This is a genomic window from Mesorhizobium sp. M1342, from assembly GCF_040317955.1.
Taxonomy (GTDB): Bacteria; Pseudomonadota; Alphaproteobacteria; order Rhizobiales; family Rhizobiaceae; genus Mesorhizobium.
Window position 1 is genome coordinate 37006 of the sequence record NZ_JAMYLI010000028.1, and the last position, 14824, is coordinate 51829.

At 61.8% G+C, this 14824-nt stretch carries 16 protein-coding genes; 8 read left to right on the forward strand and 8 right to left on the reverse strand.

All coding sequences use genetic code 11. The annotated features are described in order from the left end of the window. The first annotated feature begins 32 nt into the window (after positions 1-32). The 4 genes from corA to NKH06_RS25435 all read left to right on the forward strand — a co-directional run bounded on the left by corA (position 33) and on the right by NKH06_RS25435 (position 5122). Complete coding sequence (corA, locus tag NKH06_RS25420; RefSeq protein WP_023811403.1) at positions 33-1127, forward strand: magnesium/cobalt transporter CorA; 1095 nt, start codon at positions 33-35, stop codon at positions 1125-1127. A gap of 140 nt (positions 1128-1267) precedes the next feature. Then, positions 1268-1579 carry a 30S ribosomal protein S15 gene (gene rpsO, locus NKH06_RS25425; RefSeq protein WP_269470859.1) on the forward strand — a complete coding sequence of 104 codons (312 nt, stop codon included), beginning with the start codon at positions 1268-1270 and terminating at the stop codon, positions 1577-1579. A 276-nt stretch (positions 1580-1855) separates the two neighbouring features. Beyond that, the gene (gene pnp, locus NKH06_RS25430; RefSeq protein ID WP_023811402.1) at positions 1856-4003 is read left to right on the forward strand and encodes a polyribonucleotide nucleotidyltransferase; all 2148 of its coding nucleotides are present in this window, start codon (positions 1856-1858) and stop codon (positions 4001-4003) included. 105 nt (positions 4004-4108) lie between these two features. Next, positions 4109-5122 (forward strand): class I SAM-dependent methyltransferase, encoded by a 1014-nt coding sequence (locus tag NKH06_RS25435; RefSeq protein WP_352864056.1) that lies wholly within the window; start codon positions 4109-4111, stop codon positions 5120-5122. 74 nt (positions 5123-5196) lie between these two features. On the opposite strand, the gene NKH06_RS25440 is transcribed toward NKH06_RS25435, so the two are convergent. From NKH06_RS25440 to fabA, 4 genes are all read right to left on the reverse strand, one after another. Beyond that, on the reverse strand, positions 5197-6741 hold the full coding sequence (locus tag NKH06_RS25440; protein ID WP_023811400.1) for a putative bifunctional diguanylate cyclase/phosphodiesterase: 1545 nt from the start codon (positions 6739-6741) through the stop codon (positions 5197-5199). A 206-nt stretch (positions 6742-6947) separates the two neighbouring features. Beyond that, the gene (gene fabI, locus NKH06_RS25445; RefSeq protein ID WP_023811399.1) at positions 6948-7760 is read right to left on the reverse strand and encodes an enoyl-ACP reductase FabI; all 813 of its coding nucleotides are present in this window, start codon (positions 7758-7760) and stop codon (positions 6948-6950) included. A gap of 13 nt (positions 7761-7773) precedes the next feature. Then, complete coding sequence (gene fabB, locus NKH06_RS25450) at positions 7774-8994, reverse strand: beta-ketoacyl-ACP synthase I (RefSeq protein ID WP_023811398.1); 1221 nt, start codon at positions 8992-8994, stop codon at positions 7774-7776. Between the two features lie 50 nt (positions 8995-9044). After that, on the reverse strand, positions 9045-9560 hold the full coding sequence (gene fabA, locus NKH06_RS25455) for a 3-hydroxyacyl-[acyl-carrier-protein] dehydratase FabA (RefSeq protein ID WP_013527885.1): 516 nt from the start codon (positions 9558-9560) through the stop codon (positions 9045-9047). A gap of 242 nt (positions 9561-9802) precedes the next feature. Between fabA and irrA the strand changes: the two genes are divergently transcribed. Together irrA and NKH06_RS25465 are read left to right on the forward strand one after the other, a co-directional pair. Then, complete coding sequence (irrA, locus tag NKH06_RS25460) at positions 9803-10234, forward strand: iron response transcriptional regulator IrrA (protein ID WP_024503471.1); 432 nt, start codon at positions 9803-9805, stop codon at positions 10232-10234. 59 nt (positions 10235-10293) lie between these two features. After that, positions 10294-10422, forward strand: coding sequence for a DUF4260 family protein (locus tag NKH06_RS25465; protein WP_245486205.1), 129 nt, complete (start codon positions 10294-10296; stop codon positions 10420-10422). A gap of 29 nt (positions 10423-10451) precedes the next feature. Here the strand turns inward: NKH06_RS25465 and NKH06_RS25470 are convergent, their stop codons facing one another. After that, positions 10452-10889, reverse strand: a complete 438-nt coding sequence (locus NKH06_RS25470) for a DUF302 domain-containing protein (RefSeq protein ID WP_352439651.1) — start codon at positions 10887-10889, stop codon at positions 10452-10454. 4 nt (positions 10890-10893) lie between these two features. Next, positions 10894-11433 carry a carboxymuconolactone decarboxylase family protein gene (locus tag NKH06_RS25475; RefSeq protein WP_023811394.1) on the reverse strand — a complete coding sequence of 180 codons (540 nt, stop codon included), beginning with the start codon at positions 11431-11433 and terminating at the stop codon, positions 10894-10896. Between the two features lie 116 nt (positions 11434-11549). Here NKH06_RS25475 and NKH06_RS25480 point away from each other — a divergent pair, with 116 nt between their 5' ends. After that, positions 11550-12407, forward strand: coding sequence for a LysR family transcriptional regulator (locus tag NKH06_RS25480; protein ID WP_023811393.1), 858 nt, complete (start codon positions 11550-11552; stop codon positions 12405-12407). 111 nt (positions 12408-12518) lie between these two features. Here NKH06_RS25480 and NKH06_RS25485 read toward each other — a convergent pair whose 3' ends face one another. Next, on the reverse strand, positions 12519-13079 hold the full coding sequence (locus tag NKH06_RS25485; RefSeq protein WP_023811392.1) for an SH3 domain-containing protein: 561 nt from the start codon (positions 13077-13079) through the stop codon (positions 12519-12521). Positions 13080-13298: 219 nt separating this feature from the next. Between NKH06_RS25485 and NKH06_RS25490 the strand changes: the two genes are divergently transcribed. Continuing rightward, positions 13299-14300, forward strand: coding sequence for a 2-hydroxyacid dehydrogenase (locus NKH06_RS25490; RefSeq protein ID WP_023811391.1), 1002 nt, complete (start codon positions 13299-13301; stop codon positions 14298-14300). Positions 14301-14333: 33 nt separating this feature from the next. Here NKH06_RS25490 and NKH06_RS25495 read toward each other — a convergent pair whose 3' ends face one another. After that, positions 14334-14822, reverse strand: coding sequence for a GNAT family N-acetyltransferase (locus NKH06_RS25495; RefSeq protein ID WP_023811390.1), 489 nt, complete (start codon positions 14820-14822; stop codon positions 14334-14336). Positions 14823-14824: the final 2 nt, after the last annotated feature.

Genomic DNA, 14824 nt, shown 5'->3' on the forward strand with positions numbered 1-14824 from the left:
AATGTCGAGGCGAGGACTCGCACGAGGGGCATATGGCAAAGGCTGAGACCGTGAAGACGCGGGCACCAGTGAAAACGCGGCGGCCGCCGGTCGGTGCGTCGCCCGGCACGCTGATCGCCGATCCCTCGGCGCGGCGCAGCGAACTCAGGCTGACGCTGATCTCGCCCGAAAAATTCAAGACTATCGAAAATGCCAGCATCGACGACCTCAACACCCATTGCGACAAGTGGCCGGTTATCTGGCTCGATTGTACCGGCCTCGCCAACATCCCGCTGATCGAGGAGATCGGCCGCATTTTCAGCCTGCATCCGCTGGCGCTGGAGGACGTCGTCAACACCGGCCAGCGGCCGAAGGTCGACTTTTTCGAGGATCATGCCTTCGTCGTCGTCAGGATGATCGACGACGTCGCCTCGCACCGCTATGAGCAGATCGCCGTCTTCTTCGGCAATAATTTCGTCGTCACCTTCCAGGAGCGTGAAGGCGATCCGTTCGATCCCGTGCGCAAGCGCATCGAAAGCTCAGCGCCCAACCGGTTGCGCGCCCGCGGTGCCGATTACCTCGCCTATGCGCTGATCGACGCCATCGTCGACAGCTACTTTCCGCCGATCGAGGCCGCCGGCGATACGGTCGACAGCATCGAGGACCAGATGCTGCATTCGCCGCACAAGCATCAGATGCGGCAGCTGCATGAATTGCGGCGCGACGCCAACGTGCTGAAAGGCGTGCTGTGGCCGATGCGCGATGCGCTGGCGACGCTGATCCGCAACGATGTGCCCTATGTGAAGGCCGAGACCAAGATCTTCCTCAACGACACGCTCGACCATGCGCTACGGTTGATCGAGCTGGTCGAAACCCAGCGCGACATGCTGACCGGCCTGATCGAGATGCACCTGTCGCTGAGCCAGGCGCGCACCAACGACGTCATCAGCTATCTCACCATCGTCTCGGTCATCTTCATGCCGCTCACCTTCCTGGTCGGCATCTGGGGCATGAATTTCGATCCGGAGTCTTCGCCCTGGAACATGCCGGAACTGAAGGCCTATTATGGCTATCCCTTGTCGCTGCTGTTCATGGCGCTTGTCGCGTTCGGGCTGATCGCCTTCTTCAAATGGAAGAAATGGCTTTGACAAGGCTAAAACCTGCCATTTTAGCCTGAAAAGCCGGCTTGTGAATTGGGCTGGTGTTTTCCGGGGAATTGCACTATATGCGCCGCAGCATAGCGCTATGACGTTTTGCTTGCACCGGCCCCTGCTGGACGACATCCCGGCTGAGGGCGACCCGTTTCCTCAAACAGATAAGGAAAAACACGATGTCGATTACTGCCGAGCGCAAACAGGAATTGATGGGTGAATTCGCAACCGCCAAGGGCGATACCGGGTCTCCGGAAGTCCAGGTGGCCATCCTTTCCGAGCGCATCAAGAACCTGACCGACCATTTCAAGGACCACAAGAAGGATAACCATTCCCGCCGTGGTCTGCTTGCTCTCGTCTCCCAGCGCCGCAGCCTGCTTGATTATCTCAAGCGCAAGGACGACGCGCGCTACCAGACGCTGATCGAGAAGCTCGGTCTGCGCCGTTGACGAATTGACCGGCGGGCTTTCGAAGGAGAGCCCGCCGGTCGCGCATTCTGCCAGTCGCATCGACTGGCCAGACCCGGTTTCGATCGTGCAGAGGGCACTCGAAACCGCCCATGGACGGTCATGGGGCAGGATTGCAGGACGCTCGCGCGCGCACCGCGCCGAAATCACCCGAGCTTCCCGTTGTCTTGCCCGTGGCTGCCCGAGAAAGGAAGCCAGGGAAAGGGCATCCGCGCACCGTGAAACGGCGCGGCCCTTTCCTCATATTAAGGACAAGACATGTTCAATCACCACAAAGTGGAAATCGAATGGGGCGGCCGTCCGCTCATCCTCGAAACCGGCAAGATCGCACGCCAGGCTGACGGCGCGGTGCTCGCCACCTACGGCGAGACCAAGGTTCTCGCCACCGTCGTTTCGATGAAGGAGCCGAAGCCCGGCCTCGATTTCTTCCCGCTGACCGTCAACTACCAGGAAAAGACCTACGCCGCCGGCAAGATCCCGGGTGGCTATTTCAAGCGTGAAGGCCGTCCGAGCGAGAAGGAAACGCTGGTTTCCCGCCTCATCGACCGCCCGATCCGCCCGCTCTTCGCCTCCGGCTACAAGAACGACACCCAGATCGTCGTCACCGTCGTCCAGCACGATCTCGAGAACGATCCGGACATCCTGTCGATCGTTGCCACTTCGGCCGCCCTGACGCTCTCCGGCGTTCCCTTCATGGGCCCGATCGGCGGCGCTCGCGTCGGCTATATCAACGGCGAATATGTGCTCAACCCGCATGTCGACGAGATGCAGGAATCGAAGCTCGATCTGATCGTCGCCGGCACCACAGATGCCGTGCTGATGGTCGAGTCCGAAGCCAAGGAACTCGGCGAAGAGCTGATGCTCGGCGCGGTCATGTTCGGCCACAAGGGCTTCCAGCCGGTTATCGACGCCATCATCAAGCTGGCCGAAGTTGCCGCCAAGGAGCCGCGCGACTTCACCGCGCCGGACTATTCCGCGCTTGAAGCCGAGATGCTGAAGATCGTCGGCGACGAACTCAGCAATGCCTACAAGAACGTCGACAAGCAGAAGCGTTACGCCGCCGTCGACGCCGTCAAGGCGAAGGTCAAGGCAGCGTTTGCCCCGGCCGAAGGTGAAGACGCCAAATACACTTCCGAGCAGATCGGCAGCGTGTTCAAGGAACTCCAGGCCAAGGTGGTTCGCTGGAACATCCTCGATACCGGTTCGCGCATCGATGGCCGCGACCTGAGCACGGTTCGCAAGATCGTCTCCGAAGTCGGCGTTCTGCCGCGCACCCACGGTTCGGCGCTGTTCACCCGCGGCGAGACCCAGGCGCTGGTCGTTGCCACGCTCGGCACCGGCGAGGACGAGCAGTATGTCGATTCGCTGACCGGCATGTACAAGGAGAAGTTCCTCCTTCACTACAACTTCCCCCCCTATTCCGTCGGTGAGACCGGCCGCATGGGTTCGCCGGGTCGTCGCGAAATCGGCCATGGCAAGCTCGCCTGGCGCGCCATTCGCCCGATGCTGCCGAGCGCTGACCAGTTCCCCTACACGCTGCGCGTCGTCTCGGAGATCACCGAGTCCAACGGTTCGTCGTCGATGGCCACTGTCTGCGGCACCTCGCTGGCGCTGATGGATGCCGGCGTGCCGCTGGCCAAGCCCGTCGCCGGTATCGCCATGGGCCTGATCAAGGAAGGCGAGCGTTTCGCCGTTCTCTCCGACATCCTCGGTGACGAAGATCACCTCGGCGATATGGACTTCAAGGTCGCCGGCACCGCCAGCGGCATCACCTCGCTGCAGATGGATATCAAGATCGAAGGCATCACCGAGGAGATCATGAAGATCGCGCTGGACCAGGCCAAGGATGGCCGCCAGCACATCCTCGGCGAGATGGCGCATGCTCTGACCGGCGCGCGTTCGGAACTGGGTGAGTTCGCACCGCGCATCGAAGTGATGCACATCCCGACCGACAAGATCCGTGACGTGATCGGCTCGGGCGGCAAGGTCATCCGCGAGATCGTCGAAAAGACCGGCGCCAAGATCAACATCGAGGACGACGGCACGGTCAAGATCGCTTCGTCCAACGCCAAGGAGATCGAGGCGGCGAAGAAGTGGATCCACACCATCGTCGCCGAGCCGGAAGTCGGCGAGATTTACGAAGGTACGGTCGTCAAGACCGCGGACTTCGGCGCTTTCGTCAACTTCTTCGGTCCGCGTGATGGCCTCGTCCACATCTCGCAGCTTGCCAACGACCGGGTCGCCAAGACCTCGGACGTGGTCAAGGAAGGCGATAAGGTCTGGGTCAAGCTGATGGGCTTCGACGAGCGCGGCAAGGTCCGCCTGTCGATGAAGGTCGTCGACCAGGCCACCGGCAAGGAACTCGCCCGCGACAAGAAGACCGAAGGCGAAGAAAACGCCGCCTGATTGGTCTGAGACCATGAATCGAAACGGGCGCGGCTTATGTCGCGCCCGTTTTCATTTTAGCTCCGTTTTCACTTTCAGATCGTCTAGACAGGTCGAGATCGAACAATGTCCGCCGAGCCGTTGAAGACGCTTTTCCATCCCTTTGAGGCCGAGGCTGTTGCTTTGCCGGTAAAGGGCGAGCGCGTGCTGTTTCTCGGCGCTGAGCCAGGATTTCGCCTGCCTGAAGGCTTCGAGGCGACGCTTCACCTCGTGCAAGGCTTCCGGCCGGATTTTCGTGCGTTGCAGGCCTCCGGCGTCACCGCGCAACCGGAAGGCGGCGGCTTCGATATGGCACTTGTGCTGGCCGGCCGGCATCGCGGCCTGAACGAGGTGCGCATCGCCGATGCGCTTGAGCGCGTGGCGCCTGGCGCCTTGGTCGTCATTGCCGGCGGCAAGGATGACGGCATTGCCAGCCTGCGCAAGCGCGTTGACGAACTTGTCCCCCTTGAGGGCCATCTGCCGAAATATCACGGCATCGCCTTCTGGTTACGCCGTCCCGCGGATCTCGCCGTCGCGGAAGAACTGCGCGCCGCCAATCCCGCTCTGCTGGTTGAAAACCGGTTCCGCACCGCGCCCGGCATGTTTTCCTTCGACCGGATCGATACCGGCTCCAAATTGCTGGTCGAGAACCTGCCCAATGATCTGCGGGGCAGCGTTGCCGATTTCTGCGCCGGCTGGGGGTATCTGGCTGCCGAGATCGCCGCCTGCTCCCCCGGCGTTCAGGCGCTCGACCTCTATGAGGCCGATTTCGCCTCGCTCGAAGCCGCAAAGCTCAATCTGGCAGGAGTCGGCCAGTCGATCGCCAGGAATTTCTTCTGGATCGATCTGTTGAAGGAACCAGTCGAGAAGCGCTACGACGCGATTGCGATGAACCCGCCCTTTCATCGCAGCCGGGCGGCCGAGCCGGAGATCGGCGCCGGCATGATCCGCGCGGCGGCCAAGGCCTTGAAGCCGGGTGGGCGGCTGCTCATGGTCGCCAACCGTCAGCTTCCCTATGAGCCGATCCTGGCGGCTGCCTTTTCGAGCCATGCCGAACTCGCCCGCGACGGCATGTTCAAGGTGCTTTCCGCTCGTCGTTGAAGCATGATCCCGAAAAGTGGATACCGGTTTTCGGAAAAGATCATGCTCAGACAGAAGCAGGCATCGCGTCGCACTCAATGCAGATTGGCGACGCGCCGGACCTCATCGGTGACATGCACGTCGCCGACCCTGATCTTGAGGGGGGCGGGCCTGCCGTAAAGATAGCCTTGCACCACCTCGCAGCCGGCCGCCCTGAGCAGCGTCGCCTGGCTTTCGGTCTCGACGCCTTCGGCAATGATGCTGACGCCGAGCGCGCGCGAAAGCCCGACGATGGTCGAGACGACAGCGCCGGAGCTGGAATCGGTGTCGAGGCGGCTGACGAAGGACCGGTCGATCTTCAGCTTGCCGAATGAGAAATCGATCAGGTAGCTCAAATTGGAATAGCCGGTACCGAAATCGTCGACGGCGACCGAGATGCCCATATCCGCAAGCTCCTTCAGGATGGCGGCGGCGCGGTCGCGGTCCTGCATCATCGCCGTCTCGGTCACTTCCAGCTCCAGCCGCGACGGCTTGATGCCGGTGCTCGTCATAGTGTCGCGCACGATGCCGACGAAGTCCTTGGTCATGAACTGGACGGGCGAGATGTTGACGGCGACGAAGCAATCATCGGGCAGATGCTGTGCGTCGCTGCAGGCTTTGCGCAGCACCCATTCGCCGATCGGGCCGATCATGCCGGTTTCCTCGGCGATCGGAATGAACTCCATCGGCGGGATCATGCCGCGTTCCGGATGCCGCCAGCGGATAAGCGCTTCATACCCGACGATGCGGCCGGTCGGGAGATCGAGCTGCGGCTGGTAATGAAGGTCGAAGTCACCACGCTCGAAGGCTATATGCAGTTCGGATTCGATCCATTGGCGATGGTCGGCGACCCTGCCCATTTCGGCATGGAAGACCGACCAGTTGCCGACGCCGCTGGCGCGCGCGTTCTGCAGCGCCAGATTGGAGCGGCGCAGGATGAGGACCGGATCGACGCCGTCCTTTGGCATCGCCACGATGCCGACCGACAGGCTGACCGATTGCAGGTGCGTACCGAGATCATAGGGCTCCATCATCTCGTCGATGAGCCTCTCGACGGTGCTTTCCAGCGATCCGGACACCTGATTGTCGGGCAGCAGGATCGCGAATTCACCGGCGCCGATGCGTCCGATCAGAGCGCGCGGCGGCACGCACGTCTTTAAGCGCTTGGTGAAGGCGCGGATCAACTCGTCGCCCTGGCTGTAGCCGATGGCGTCATTGATCTGCTTGAAGCGGTCAATGTCGATATCGATGAGGAACATCGGCTCGCCGGTCCGGCTGGTCGCGCATGCCGCCTCGGCAATCTTGCCGACCATCGCCGGGCGTGCCACCAGGCCGGTCAGCTTGTCGAAATGGGTTTCCGTGAAGACGAAATCCGCCGATTCATCGACGCCGGCGAAAAAGGACATCGCGGCGACCGAGGCCGCCAGTGCGCAAAGAGCGGCCATCACCGAGACCATCATATCCGCGGAGATGCCGGCAAAACCATCGCCGAGACCGAGCTTCAAGCCCCAGAGCCCGAGGACGAAACTGCCGAGACCCGAACTCGCTATGGTGAGCAGTCGGAACACCGGTGTTCGCTTCGGGTTGCTGACGGCGAGCATTGAAAGTTCCCCTGAGTACGGGGCTTTCTAGCGGATATCTCCTTAAAATGAGTTTCCGCGAATGAATCCAATTTTATTGGACCGAAAGTATTTCTTGAGCGGATCAATACGCCTGGCGCTGAAACGGATTCAGTTGGCGCGCTTTAAGCTTCGTGTCTTCAAATGTCGCCATTCCAAAACCGCCGCGCACCTTTGGGCGACAGGCGTTAGTCTCGTCCGCCGTCGGTCTGCTTCAATTCGTCGAGTGTCGGCATGGAAACGATGTGATAGCCGGAATCGACATAGTGGATCTCGCCGGTAACCCCGGAAGACAGATCCGACAACAGATAAAGTGCCGAGCCGCCGACCTCGTCGATGGTCACCGTGCGGCGCAGCGGCGAGTTTCGCTGCTGGTAGGAGAACATATGGCGCGCATCGGAAATACCGGCGCCGGCGAGCGTGCGCACGGGTCCAGCCGATATGCCGTTCACCCTGATGCCACGCGGACCGTAATCGTTGGCGAGGTAGCGGACACTCGCCTCCAGCCCTGCCTTGGCGACGCCCATGACATTGTAGTTCGGCATGACGCGGACGGAGCCCGCATAGGTCAGCGTGATCATCGATCCGCCGTCCTGCATCAAGGTGGCTGCATGGCGGGCGACCTCGGTGAAGGAGTAGCAAGAGATCACCATGGTACGGACGAAATTGTCCCGGCTGGTGTCGGCGTAGAGGCCTTTCAACTCGTTTTTGTCGGAAAAGCCGATGGCGTGGACGATGAAATCCAGCCCGCCCCATTCCTTGCCCAGGGTCTCGAATGTGGCGGCGACCGAAGCGCTGTCCTCGACGTCGCACGGCACCACCAGCGAGGCGCCGAGCTTGTCGGCCAGCGGCTTGACCCGGCGTCCGAAGGCATCGCCCTGATAGGTGAAGGCGAGTTCCGCCCCATGTTCGGACAATTTCCGGGCAATTCCCCAAGCGATCGAATGATCGTTGGCGACACCCATGACAAGCCCGCGCTTGCCCTTCATCAATCCGTCCATGGCCGGCAAATCCTTATGCGGAATAGCGCTGGAAAACGAGCGTGGCGTTGGTGCCGCCGAAGCCGAACGAATTGGACAAGACAGTATCGATCCTGGCGTCGTCGATGCGCTTTCGCACGATCGGCATGCCCTCGAATTCGGGGTCGAGGGTCTCGATATGGGCGCTTTCGCCGATGAAGCCGCCCTGCATCATCAGGATCGAATAGATGGATTCCTGCACGCCGGCCGCGCCCAGCGAATGGCCGGTCAGCGACTTCGTCGAGGTGATATACGGCATCTCTGGGCCGAACACCTCGCGGATCGCTCCCATTTCCTTGGAATCTCCCACCGGCGTCGAGGTGCCATGGGTGTTGATGTAGTCGACCGGTGTGGAAACCGTGGCCAGCGCCTGGCGCATGCAGCGGACCGCGCCCTCGCCTGAAGGAGCAACCATGTCGTAGCCATCCGACGTCGCGCCATAGCCGACGATCTCGGCATAGATCTTGGCGCCGCGCGCCTTGGCATGCTCAAGCTCTTCCAGCACCAGCACCCCGGCGCCGCCAGCGATGACGAAGCCGTCGCGATTGGCGTCATAGGCGCGGGAAGCGGTCGATGCCTTGTCGTTGAATTTCGACGACATCGCGCCCATGGCGTCGAACAGGTCCGACATCGTCCAGTCGAGATCCTCGTGGCCGCCGGCAAAGATGATGTCCTGCTTGCCCCACTGGATCAATTCGTAGCCATTGCCGATGCAGTGCGCCGAGGTCGAACAGGCCGACGAGATCGAGTAGTTGACGCCGTGGATCTTGAACCAGGTGGCAAGCGTTGCCGATGCGGTTGATGACATTGCCTTCGGCACCGCGAACGGACCGATGCGCTTGGGACTGCCATTCTTCAGCGTCGTTTCGGCAGCTTCGACGATGGTGCGGGTGGATGGTCCGCCCGATCCCATGACGATGCCGGTGCGCTCATTGGTGATGTCGCTCTCGCCGAGGCCCGCATCCGCGATCGCCTGATCCATGGCGACATGGTTCCAGGCAGCCCCCTGGCTCAGGAAGCGCATCGCACGGCGGTCGATCATGGCCGATGGATCGAGCGTCGGCGCTCCCCAGACCTGGCAACGGAAGCCGTGTTCGGCGAAGGAATCGGAGAAGCTGATGCCGGATTTGGCGTCATGCAGAGAGGTCTGCACCTCGTTGGCATTGTTGCCGATCGACGACACAACGCCGATGCCTGTGACTACGACACGTCTCATTCGCAACTCCTTCCAGGGATGCTGGCCAGAGAGCTGGCCAGGGATGCCGGTCAGCCAACCGCCGACTGCTTGGACAGACCGACTTTCAAATCCGTTGCCGCGTATATGGGTTCGCCATCCGCCTTCAGCCAGCCATCGGCGATGCCGAGCACCAGCCGGCCCCGCATCACGCGCTTGAAGTCGATGCCATATTCGACCTTCTTCACCGAGGGCGTGACCATGCCCTTGAATTTCACTTCACCGGTCGACAGCGCCATCCCCTTGCCGGGTTCGCCCAGCCAGCCAAGATAGAAGCCCGTCAATTGCCACATGGCGTCGAGGCCGAGGCACCCCGGCATGATCGGATTGCCGATGAAATGGCAGGCAAAGAACCACAGGTCCGGCTTGATGTCGAACTCCGCGCGGATGAAACCCTTCTCGAAGGCGCCGCCCGTCTCGCTGATCTCGGTGATGCGGTCGAACATCAGCATCGGCGGATAAGGAAGCTGGGCGTTGCCCGGTCCGAACAGTTCGCCGCGGGCGCAGGCCAGCAATTCGTCGTACTCGTAGCTGGATTTACCCGCCATCAATCTCATCCCATATCGTTCCGGGCTATCGGGTGCCCTTGTCGTTGGTTTCCTAACACAATCTGTTTCAGGCCGGAAACCGGCGTTTGCGCTTAGCCTGCTCGTCTGCCTGGGTCAATGCGCGCTATTGATCGCATTCGGACGACAGAATATATGTCCTGAGAGGTCCGGTTTCGGCAGACGTTCATTTTTTTGCCATTCTGGGCGTGTCTTGGGGCGGAACTGTGGGGTTCGACGAGAAGATGGACCTGGACGGCCGGAAGGAAAATGTCGCTGTGGACAAGCGGGTCCGTGAAGCCGGCCTGAGGCCGACGCGTCAGCGCATTGCGCTGGCCGATCTGCTTTTCGCCAAGGGCGACCGGCATCTGTCGGCCGAGGAACTGCACGAGGAGGCGGTTGCCGCCGGCGTGCCGGTGTCGCTGGCCACCGTCTACAATGCCCTTCACCAGTTTACCCAGGCGGGACTTTTGCGCATCCTCGCCGTCGAGGGCGCGAAAACCTATTTCGACACCAATACCTCCGACCACCACCATTTCTACATCGAAGGCGAAAACCGCATATTCGACATCGACAGCGGTCCGGTGACGGTTGCCAACCTGCCGGAGCCTCCGGAAGGGATGGAGATCGCCAATGTCGACATCGTGGTGAGGCTGCGCCCCAAACGCCGCGAATGACCGGCGAGGCCCCCTGACCGTGCCCGCGCTGTTGCTGCTCGCCGGGCACATGTGGGGCAATGCGATGGCGGTTGCTGATCTGGATCGCCCACATCGCCATCGACCGTGCGCTGGGCTATGGCCTGAAGCTGTCGACCGGCTTTCCGGACACCATCTCGGCCGCATCGGGACTAGATGACCACGCCTGATGCAGGCGGCCGGACCGCTCATGGCTCCGCTAGATATCGCCTCCCGACACCGGCATCGTGGAAACCGTCTCGAGCATTCGCTCCGTCGCGTCGAACAGTTCATGGGCGAGACCAAAAAGCCGGGGATATGGCGAGAACACCAAAATCGGGTTCAAGGCGCAGACCGTCACGCCGGCTGCTTGTTCGCTGACCACGAACTTGAACGGCGCTTCGGGCACGGCGCCAGGATCGGTCAGCAACAGGCGCGCCATGTATCGCGGGTGGAACCAAAGCAGTTGACGGAGCCGAATGGTGGAGATCCCGCCTTTCCTGAGCAGGGCCTGCGGATCGATCTCATGGATGATCCATAGCTCGGCAGCAGCGATGGCGTCGCGAAGCCGTTGCAGTGTCTCATCGAAACCATAGCTGGAGGAAACGACGATCTGGTGACGCGGAATGGTCGCCATCGAACTCGGATCGAGGGTCACGAGGTCAGTCATTGAGAAGCACTGTCCGTGGAAAGTCGAGTTCTGGCTGGGCGAAGTGATTGAGGATGTTGGAATAGAAGTTGAGTGCGACATGCGCGATCACCTCTGCCAGTTCCTCGTCGTCGAGCCCCGCGGCCCTGGCGGCGCCGAATGCCTGGTCGGTGACGGCTCCGCGGCTACGCGCCACATCCGCAGCCAACGCCAGCGTGGCCGCCACTCTGGCATCGCTTGAATCGCCCCTGCGATTTAGCTCCAATTCCGTATCGGAGATGCCGATCTTGGATCCGCGAAATGCGTGGGCCGAAACGCAGTATTCGCAGCGGTTCACCTCAGCAGTTATCAGGGCGATCTGCTCGCGCAATTTCGAACTGAGACGGCCGCTCTGCAGCGACTCGCGAAATTGCAGATAACCTTTGAGGGCGACCGGAGAGTTGGCCAGGACGCGATAGAGGTTCGGGACGCGTCCGAGCTGGCGTCGCGTTTCCGCCAGAAGCTTGCCGGCTTCCGTGTCGGAATCTTCGTTTATTGGCGATAGGCGAGACATCTAATCATTCTCCTTCCGGGTCAGCCGGCAACCGCCGTGCTTCGTCGGAATCCATATGACTCGACGAGGAGCATTTGGAAATGTCATAGTAGCTGTCTCTATGATATGAGTACGAAATGAAGCATCTTGCCATCGAACAGCTTCGCAGCTTCGTGCTTGTTGCCGACTGCGAGAGCTTCACCACCGCGGCCGATCTTCTCGGGACCACCCAGTCGGCGATCAGCCTGCGGGTCCGCAAGCTCGAGCAAGCGATGGAGCGGCGTCTCCTGGCGCGGACGCCGCGCGCGGTTTCGCTGACGCCCGAAGGCGCGCGGTTCCTTGCTTCGGCGCGGCAGGTCCTCGAGGCTCATGACCGGGCCGTGGCTACATTCGATGCTGGCACGCAAACCACCACGCTCCGGGCGGCCATCGGCGATCACGCCGCCGGTGCGCTTCTGGAGTCGGCGTTTGGGCGTCTGAGCCAAGTCTTTCCGGAATTGCTGCTGGAAGTGTCGGTGGGTCTCTCAGCCGAGATGCAGGCCCGCTACGACGCAGGCAAGGCCGATTTTGCCGTCGTGCGCATGGATATCAGCCGGCGCCAGGGCATCCCGCTCTACCGAGACCAGCTTGTCTGGTGTGCAAGGTCGCCTGACGTCTGGCGGTCGTCTGCCGCGTTGCCGCTGTTGGCATTGCCCGGATCCTGCACCGTCCGACTGGCAGCGGAACGCGCGCTCGATGGCAGCAATACCGCCTGGCGCCTCGCCTTCACCGGCGGTTCGGTGACTGCGTTGCAATCGGCCGCCAGCGCGGGCTTGGGAGTGGCGGCGATCGGGCAGAGCCAGGTACCGGCCGATTGCGTGATACTGAACCGGTCGCATGGATTGCCGGATTTGCCAGCCAGCCGGATTACGCTCCTGACACGGTTGAGCAACCCGCTGAGAGGCGCAATCGCTGCCGCATTCGCAACGGACGCGAGCGATCGGCGGCGTGAATGACAATGCTGCAATTGAGTTTGATGAAGCGGAGGCGCAAGCACCTTGTTGCCGTATCCGTGATTGCCGGCCTATTTCTGATCCCGAGTTCTTCCGAGCCTCGCGATGAAGTTGTCAGTCCTTGACCCGTTCGCCGGGATAGGCGCCCCAGACAACCGACTGGGCAAGCCAGCCGGTGTGGCCGTCGAACGTCATTTCGCACCACTGGCCGTCGCAGGATTTGATCGTACCCATGACGCCAGGTTCAATCATCGCGACCACTCTTGCGTCCTTGTCGGGACTGTTGAGAAGGTCGATCTGGGCGCCCTTGCCGCGCTGCCATGGTGCGACGATTGCCGTGCGTCGGCCGGAAAGCAGCGACTGGTTGATCCAGCCTTCCGAACCATCGGCATCGCGCACGCGGCGCCATGTGTCGAATTCCTGGATGATCTCCATCGGCAGGCCGGCCTTCATATACATCCAGTCGACCGAGTAGTTGGCCCCGGGACCGACGCGCGAGTTGACGCGGCCGGATTTCAGGCTGACGAAGCGCGGCAGCGGCAGGCCGCTCGGACCAAGCGTGACGACGCCCTGGGCAGGTGCTGCGGCACTCTGCGCGCCCGCAAGCGGAGAATAAAGCAGAGCGCCGAGAAATGCTGCGCTGAGGGTCAGGCGAAGCGACGCGAAACCAGACACTTTCATTCCTTTCGGCGCTTGCCCATCGGCCTCGGCGCCCCTTTTTCTTTGTCTTCGGCGGCACCGCTTGTTACAGGGAGTAATCGGCACCGCGACCGGCTTTCAGTTTCGCCGGTCTTGGTTAAAGAGGTCTCAACGAGATCGGGTTAGAAGCAATTCCAGCAAAAGTGTGAAGCGGTTTTGCGTTCGGAATTGCGGCAAGTACTCGAGAGGGAAACAATGGCAGGCAAAAAGAAGCCTCTCGTCGTCATCACGCGAAAGCTGCCCGACCCCGTCGAGACCCGCATGCGCGAGTTGTTCGACGCAAGGCTGAATGTCGAGGACCGGCCGATGACGCAGCCGGAACTGGTCGCGGCGGTCAAGGAGGCCGACGTGCTGGTGCCGACGGTAACCGACCAGATCGACGCCGCACTGATCGCCCAGGCCGGCGACAACCTCAAACTGATCGCGAATTTTGGCAATGGCGTCGACAAGATCGATGTCGCGGCCGCGGCCAAGAGGGGCATCACCGTCACCAACACGCCGAATGTCCTGACCGAGGACACCGCCGACATGACCATGGCGCTGATGCTGGCGGTGCCGCGGCGGCTGGCGGAAGGCGCCAATGTGCTCACCGGTGACAAGAAATGGGCCGGCTGGTCGCCGACCTGGATGCTGGGCCGGCGCATCTGGGGCAAGCGGCTCGGCATTGTCGGCATGGGCCGCATCGGCACCGCCGTCGCCAGGCGGGCCAAGGCCTTCGGACTGTCGATCCATTATCACAATCGCCACCGCGTGCTGCCGGCCGTGGAAGACGGGTTGGAGGCGACCTATTGGGAAAGCCTCGACCAGATGCTGGCCCGCATGGATATCATCTCGGTCAACTGTCCCTCGACGCCGGCAACCTTCCATCTGCTTTCGGCGCGGCGGCTGGCGCTGCTGCAGCCGACTGCCTATGTCGTCAACACCGCACGTGGCGACATCATCGACGAGGAAGCGCTGGTCAAGCTGATCCAGGACGGCAAGATCGCCGGCGCCGGGCTCGATGTCTACGAGCATGAGCCGGCCTTGAACAGCAAGCTGCTGAAGCTCGCCGCCAAGAACAAGGTCGTGCTTTTGCCGCATATGGGCTCGGCGACGCTCGAGGGCCGCATCGACATGGGTGAAAAGGTCATCATCAATATCCGCGCCTTCGTTGACGGCCACCGCCCACCAGACCGCGTGCTGCCGCTCAGGACCTGACGCTGTCGCGGCCCACAAACCGTAAGATAAACCTTACGGGATAGCTTTGCGCATGGTGATCGAGGTCGGCCTGGCATAGCCCTCGTGCGCCGTCCGTTCAGTTTCGCGAAAGCCGAGGCGAGCAAAGGCCGCATGATTCCCGGTCAGCTCGATCCGCGTCTGAAGCTCGATTGCCGCCTTGCCGCGGCTGCGGGCAAGGTCTTCGACCGCCTGCATCAGCCGCCGGCCAATGCCTTGTCCCTGGCAGTCCGGCGCGACCGCGAGCTTGCCGACATAGAACTCTGTCACCTTTTCAAGGGCAAAGACGCAGCCGACGATCCGATCGCCCTTGAGCGCCACGAAGCCGGTCTCCCACCGCGCCTTGTCCCGCAGAGTGTCGGTGGTCAAAAGGTGGGCCGAGGAGGGCGGGTCGATGACGCCGTCCATCGAGGCGAAAGCGCGCATGATCAATGCGAGCACATCGTCCCAGCGGTCGAAATCGGTCGGGATCCGCGTGATGGAGGCAGCTTCGATCCGGTCCAAGA

Excerpts from the sequence above, each read along its gene's own strand:
- corA (WP_023811403.1), top strand. The coding sequence starts at position 33 with ATGGCAAAGGCTGAGACCGTGAAGACGCGGGCACCAGTGAAAACGCGG.
- pnp (WP_023811402.1), top strand. The coding sequence starts at position 1,856 with ATGTTCAATCACCACAAAGTGGAAATCGAATGGGGCGGCCGTCCGCTC.
- NKH06_RS25435 (WP_352864056.1), top strand. The coding sequence starts at position 4,109 with ATGTCCGCCGAGCCGTTGAAGACGCTTTTCCATCCCTTTGAGGCCGAG.
- NKH06_RS25440 (WP_023811400.1), bottom strand. The coding sequence starts at position 6,741 with ATGCTCGCCGTCAGCAACCCGAAGCGAACACCGGTGTTCCGACTGCTC.
- fabI (WP_023811399.1), bottom strand. The coding sequence starts at position 7,760 with ATGGACGGATTGATGAAGGGCAAGCGCGGGCTTGTCATGGGTGTCGCC.
- fabB (WP_023811398.1), bottom strand. The coding sequence starts at position 8,994 with ATGAGACGTGTCGTAGTCACAGGCATCGGCGTTGTGTCGTCGATCGGC.
- fabA (WP_013527885.1), bottom strand. The coding sequence starts at position 9,560 with ATGGCGGGTAAATCCAGCTACGAGTACGACGAATTGCTGGCCTGCGCC.
- irrA (WP_024503471.1), top strand. The coding sequence starts at position 9,803 with ATGGACCTGGACGGCCGGAAGGAAAATGTCGCTGTGGACAAGCGGGTC.
- NKH06_RS25465 (WP_245486205.1), top strand. The coding sequence starts at position 10,294 with ATGCGATGGCGGTTGCTGATCTGGATCGCCCACATCGCCATCGACCGT.
- NKH06_RS25475 (WP_023811394.1), bottom strand. The coding sequence starts at position 11,433 with ATGTCTCGCCTATCGCCAATAAACGAAGATTCCGACACGGAAGCCGGC.
- NKH06_RS25480 (WP_023811393.1), top strand. The coding sequence starts at position 11,550 with ATGAAGCATCTTGCCATCGAACAGCTTCGCAGCTTCGTGCTTGTTGCC.
- NKH06_RS25490 (WP_023811391.1), top strand. The coding sequence starts at position 13,299 with ATGGCAGGCAAAAAGAAGCCTCTCGTCGTCATCACGCGAAAGCTGCCC.